The organism is Promicromonospora kroppenstedtii DSM 19349, from assembly GCF_000515355.1.
Classification (GTDB): domain Bacteria; phylum Actinomycetota; class Actinomycetes; order Actinomycetales; family Cellulomonadaceae; genus Promicromonospora; species Promicromonospora kroppenstedtii.
The window spans coordinates 14,898-19,630 of sequence record NZ_KI911633.1 but is presented as its reverse complement, the minus strand read 5'-3'; the positions used below and the strand labels follow the sequence as shown (position 1 = coordinate 19,630).

Sequence of the window (4,733 nt, the reverse complement as noted above, 5' to 3'; positions counted from 1 at the left end):
TGCCCGCCGGCCGCGGCACCTCCGCCGTCCTCGACGACGCGGCGCACGGCGCCCGCGGCGAGCACCTGCTGCTGATGTCGGCGCGCCAGGGGTTCCGGGAGGGCACGCTCGCCGACTGGCGCGCGGCGCTCGCGGAGTCCGGCGCGGCCGTCGTCCACCCGCTCGTGCTGGGCGGCACCTTGCTGGTGCGCGACGCCGGTGTCGTCTACCCGCCGCACGGCAAGGACCCGGTGCCGTTCCTCAAGGGCGTGCACCCGGACAGCGTCGCGTGGCCCCGTCCGTGGTTCCCCGTGCCGGGCGCGCAGGTGCCGCTGCTCGCGCGCACGGCGGCCGTACGGGCCGTGCCGAGCGGGTCACGGACCCGGGCGCTGTGGGCCGACGTCGACCTCTCGCAGCGACTGGCCGCGTACGAGAAGCGGCCCGTCGTGGTGGTCCCCGACCTGGTCGCGACGCGTTCCGCGGGCGGCGTGCTCGACGACACCACCGAGCCCGAGCAGGACCTGACGGCGTTCCGGGAGGCCTGGCGGGACGTGCCGCCGGGCTCGGCCGACCTCTTCGGCACGTTCGGCCTGGCGCCCGTCTTCCAGGGCCTGACGGCGCTCAGCGCGCCCGACCGGCCCAAGAGCTGGACACGCGCGCTCTGGCTCGCGGTCCCCGACGGCGGCGGGCGGACCAGCGTGACCGAGGCGCCGCCCGCCCTGCGGTGGGCGATCAAGACCGCTATGCCGGCCACCGACCGGGCCCGCCAGTGGGGCGACTTCCACTTCGCGCACTCGCTGGCCGCCGCGCTGCGCGAGCTCGGCCAGCAGGTCGTGGTCGACTACTGGCCCAACGACGCCCGCGAGACGTCCTACCGGGACGACGTCGTCCTCATGCTCCGGGGGCTGCGTCCGGTCCGTGTGCCCGCGCACGTGACCAGCGCCGTGTGGGTCATCAGCCACCCGGAGGACGTCACGGAGCGCGAGCTCGCGACCTACGACCTCCGCTACGCCGCCAGCCTCACCTGGCCGCGGGACGTCTCCGAGCGGTGGGGCCTGCCGGTGCGGCCGCTGCTCCAGTGCACCGACCCGAGCCGGTTCTACGTCGACGACGAACCGGTCGAGGAAGTCGCGGGCAAGGCCGTGCTGGTGGGCAACTCCAGGAACCAGGCCCGCCCCGTGGCCGTGCAGTCGGTGCGGTCCGGCACGCCGGTCGCCGTCTACGGCGCGCACTGGGAGAAGTTCCTGCCGCCCGAGGTGATCGCCGGCACGTACGTGCCGAACGAGATCCTCCGCCGCTACTACCGCTCGGCGGCCTGGGCGCTCAACGACCACTGGCCCGACATGCGGGAGCTCGGGTTCGTCGCCAACCGCGTCTTCGACGTCCTCGCGTCGGGCGGCCGGCTGCTCACCGACGACGTGCAGGGCCTCTCCGAGCTCTTCCGCCCGCTGCTGCCCGAGCGGGGCCTGGCGACGTTCACCACGGCCGAGGAGCTGCACGCTCTGCTCGCCGAGGGCAGCGCCGCCTGGTACGACGACGCGACGCTCCGCGCGCTCTCCGAGCACGTCCGGACGGAGCACAGCTTCGCGGCGCGCGCGGCGGTGCTCGTCGAGGACGTGGCCGCCCACCGCGCTCGCGTACGCTGACGACGTGGCACTCGACCTCAGCAAGATCATCAAGGCGTACGACGTCCGGGGACTGGTACCCGAAGAGCTCTCGCCCGAGGTGGCGCGGGCCGTCGGCACGGCATTCGCACGGGTGGTGGTGCTGCCCGAGGTGGCGGACGACGCCCGCCCGGCCGTCGTCGTCGGGCGCGACATGCGGGACTCCGGGCCGGAGCTCGTGGACGCCTTCGCCGCCGGCCTGACGGCCGAGGGCGTGGACGTCGTCCGGATCGGCCTGTGCTCGACGGACGGGCTGTACCACGCCTCCGGGGTGCTCGGCCTGCCGGGCGCCATGTTCACCGCCAGCCACAACCCGGCCGCGTACAACGGAATCAAGCTGTGCCGCGCGGGCGCCCGCCCGGTCGGCGAGGCCACGGGCCTGGTGGCGATCCGCGAGACGGCCCAGGCCGTCCTGGACAGCGACGCCGATGCCGCCCCGGCCGGCGCCGCGGGGCAGGTGACCGACCGGGAGTCGCTCGGCGAGTACGCCCAGTTCCTGCGGGACCTGGTGGACCTGTCGGGGATCCGGCCGCTCAAGGTCGTCGTCGACGCCGGCAACGGCATGGCCGGCCTGACGGCGCCCGCCGTCCTCGGCACGGCCGCGGGCCTGCCCGAGCTGCCGCTCGACCTGGTGCCCATGTACTTCGAGCTGGACGGCACGTTCCCGAACCACGAGGCCAACCCGCTGGAGCCGGCCAACCTGATCGACCTCCAGGCGGCGGTCGTGGCGAACGGCGCCGACATCGGGCTCGCGTTCGACGGCGACGCCGACCGCTGCTTCGTGGTCGACGAGAAGGGCGTCGCGGTGTCGCCGTCGGCGATCACGGCGCTCGTCGGGCTGCGCGAGGTGGAGAAGGAGAAGGCGGCCGGGCGCACGCCCACGGTCATCCACAACCTGATCACCTCCCGCGCCGTGCCCGACCTGCTGTCGGCCGCCGGAGCGCGGGCGGTGCGCACGCGTGTGGGGCACTCGTTCATCAAGGCCGAGATGGCCTCGAACGAGGCTGTGTTCGGTGGCGAGCACAGTGCGCACTACTACTTCCGCGACTTCTTCTTCGCGGACACCGGCATGCTGGCCGCCCTGCACGTGCTCGCGGCCCTGGGCACGCAGACGCACCCGCTGTCCGAGCTCGCGGAGATGTACGAGCCCTACGTTTCCTCCGGCGAGATCAACTCCCGCGTTCCCGACGCCGCCGAGGCCACCGCCCGGGTGCTCGACGCCTACCGCGTCGCGTACCCGGGGATCGAGGTCGACACCCTGGACGGCGTGACCGTGTCCCACTGGGACGGCCACCCGCAGTGGTGGTTCAACCTCCGGGCGTCCAACACCGAGCCGCTGCTGCGGCTCAACGTCGAGGCCGCCGACCACGACATCATGGAGAAGGTGCGCGACGACGTGCTGTCGCTGGTGCGCGCCGGGACCGAGGAGCTGGGCAGCGACCAGCCGGAGACAGGAGAGACGGAATGAGCACCGAGCTGGAGCCGTGGGTCCGCGAGATCCTGCGCTGCCCCGTGACGGGAGCGGTCCTGGTGGACGGCACGGGACCCGGCGGTGAGCCGGAGCTGCACTCCACCGACCCGGACCGGCCGCTGGCCTACCCCGTGCGCGACGGCATCCCCGTGCTGCTGGAGGCGGACGCCCGGGAGCTGTGAGACGAGAGAAGACCGGCCGTGGCCCGAGATCATCGGGCCACGGCCGGTCTTTCGTGCGCGGAGCGGCCCGCGCGCGGGGCCGCCCTAGCGGGACAGCAGCGCCGTCAGCCGGTCGGTCAGCACCGGCACGGCCGACAGAGCGTACGTGTTCGTGATGTGCGAGCCCTGGCGGTAGACGAGCACCCCGCCGATCACCGGCGGGCAGACCTGGTCGTCGCAGAACAGGTCGGTCAGGTCGAGGACGTCGACCTGCGGCAGCCGCTCCGCGGCGGCCAGGAGGGCCGGCGTCCCGCTCGCGGCGATGCCGTCGGCCCGGCCGAAGGCGCAGTCGGAGAGCTTGTCGAGGCGCTCCGCCACGCACTTGTAGACCTCGTTGTCGCCGACCTCGACACCCGTCGGCGACGGGTTGTCGAGCAGCGCCACGACGTGGATGCCGGCCTGCCCGAGGCGGTCCCAGACCCGGACCAGGCCGTCGGTCATCGCGTCCTCGGTGGTCTCCCCGGTCTGCGGGTCGATGGCCGTGTCGTGCCGCTGCGAGACCACCACGACGTCCGGCTTCATCTCGATCAGGTCGTCCGTCAGGGCGCGGTTGTGCTCCAGGCACTCCTGGTAGTCCTGGCCGCCCTCGTTGCGCAGCACGTCGTACAGGCCGCAGGACGACTTGGTCGCGGTGACCAGGCGCCAGCCCTGCTCCTTGGCGAGTTCGTCGAAGGCGCCCGACCACTGCAGGGCCTTCGAGTCCCCGGCGAGCACCATCGTCCGCTCGCCGTCCGGGTCGCCGAACTCGCAGAACGTCGGGGTGGTCGCCTCCTGGCTCGCCTGGCAGTCCTGGCCGTAGGCGGCGGGCACGTCGTCGACCGCGTCGACCGCGCCCGGGACCATCGAGTCGACGGAGTCGACGTTCTCGATGCCGGTCGCCCTGCCGTTCGTGACCGTCAGGCTTCGCGCCCCCTCGGCGTCGGCCGCGTTGGCGGGCGGCCCCTGGGGCACGGCGAGCATGAGGACCAGGCCGGCCAGCACGCCGACGGCGGTGAGGTTGGCGCCCACCGACAGGGTCGTTCGGTTGGACTTCGCGAGCGCCTTCGAGAACCGGACGGGGTTCTCGACGAGCTTGAGCGAGAGCCACGCCGGGACGACGGAGACGAGCATCAGCAGCGCGCCCTCGAGCGGGCTCGGCGTGCCGTAGAGGTTCTCGTACCCGATGAGCACCGGCCAGTGCCACAGGTAGAGGGAGTAGGACAGGCCGCCGATCCAGACCATGGGCCGGGCCGAGAGCAGCCGTTGCACGCCCGACGTGCGCCCGGCGCCCGCGACGATGATCGCCGCGGTGGCGAGCGTGGGGACGAGCGCCCAGGCGCCGGGCCACGCGTACGTCTCGTCGAACAGCACCGCCGCCACCACCAGGGTGGCGAGGCCCGCCCAGCCGAGCACGCGGCC

4 protein-coding genes are annotated in these 4,733 nt (G+C 73.5%); 3 read left to right on the top strand and 1 reads right to left on the bottom strand.

The genetic code is table 11. The features are described from left to right. The 3 genes from PROKR_RS06270 to PROKR_RS06260 all read left to right on the top strand — a co-directional run. Positions 1-1,625, top strand: a 1,625-nt coding sequence (locus tag PROKR_RS06270; protein ID WP_036960805.1) for a glycosyltransferase family protein, incomplete at its 5' end; no start/stop codon positions are given. A gap of 4 nt (positions 1,626-1,629) precedes the next feature. Next, positions 1,630-3,111: a phosphomannomutase/phosphoglucomutase gene (locus tag PROKR_RS06265; protein ID WP_036960804.1), complete on the top strand. Its 1,482-nt coding sequence runs from the start codon at positions 1,630-1,632 to the stop codon at positions 3,109-3,111. Continuing rightward, a complete protein-coding gene (locus PROKR_RS06260) occupies positions 3,108-3,296 on the top strand; it encodes a Trm112 family protein (protein WP_036960802.1) in 189 nt (62 codons plus the stop codon). Before PROKR_RS06265 ends, PROKR_RS06260 begins: the two co-directional genes overlap by 4 nt. A gap of 84 nt (positions 3,297-3,380) precedes the next feature. Here the strand turns inward: PROKR_RS06260 and PROKR_RS06255 are convergent. After that, positions 3,381-4,733 (bottom strand): acyltransferase family protein (locus PROKR_RS06255; RefSeq protein WP_036960801.1); only part of this gene is annotated, 1,353 nt, incomplete at its 5' end.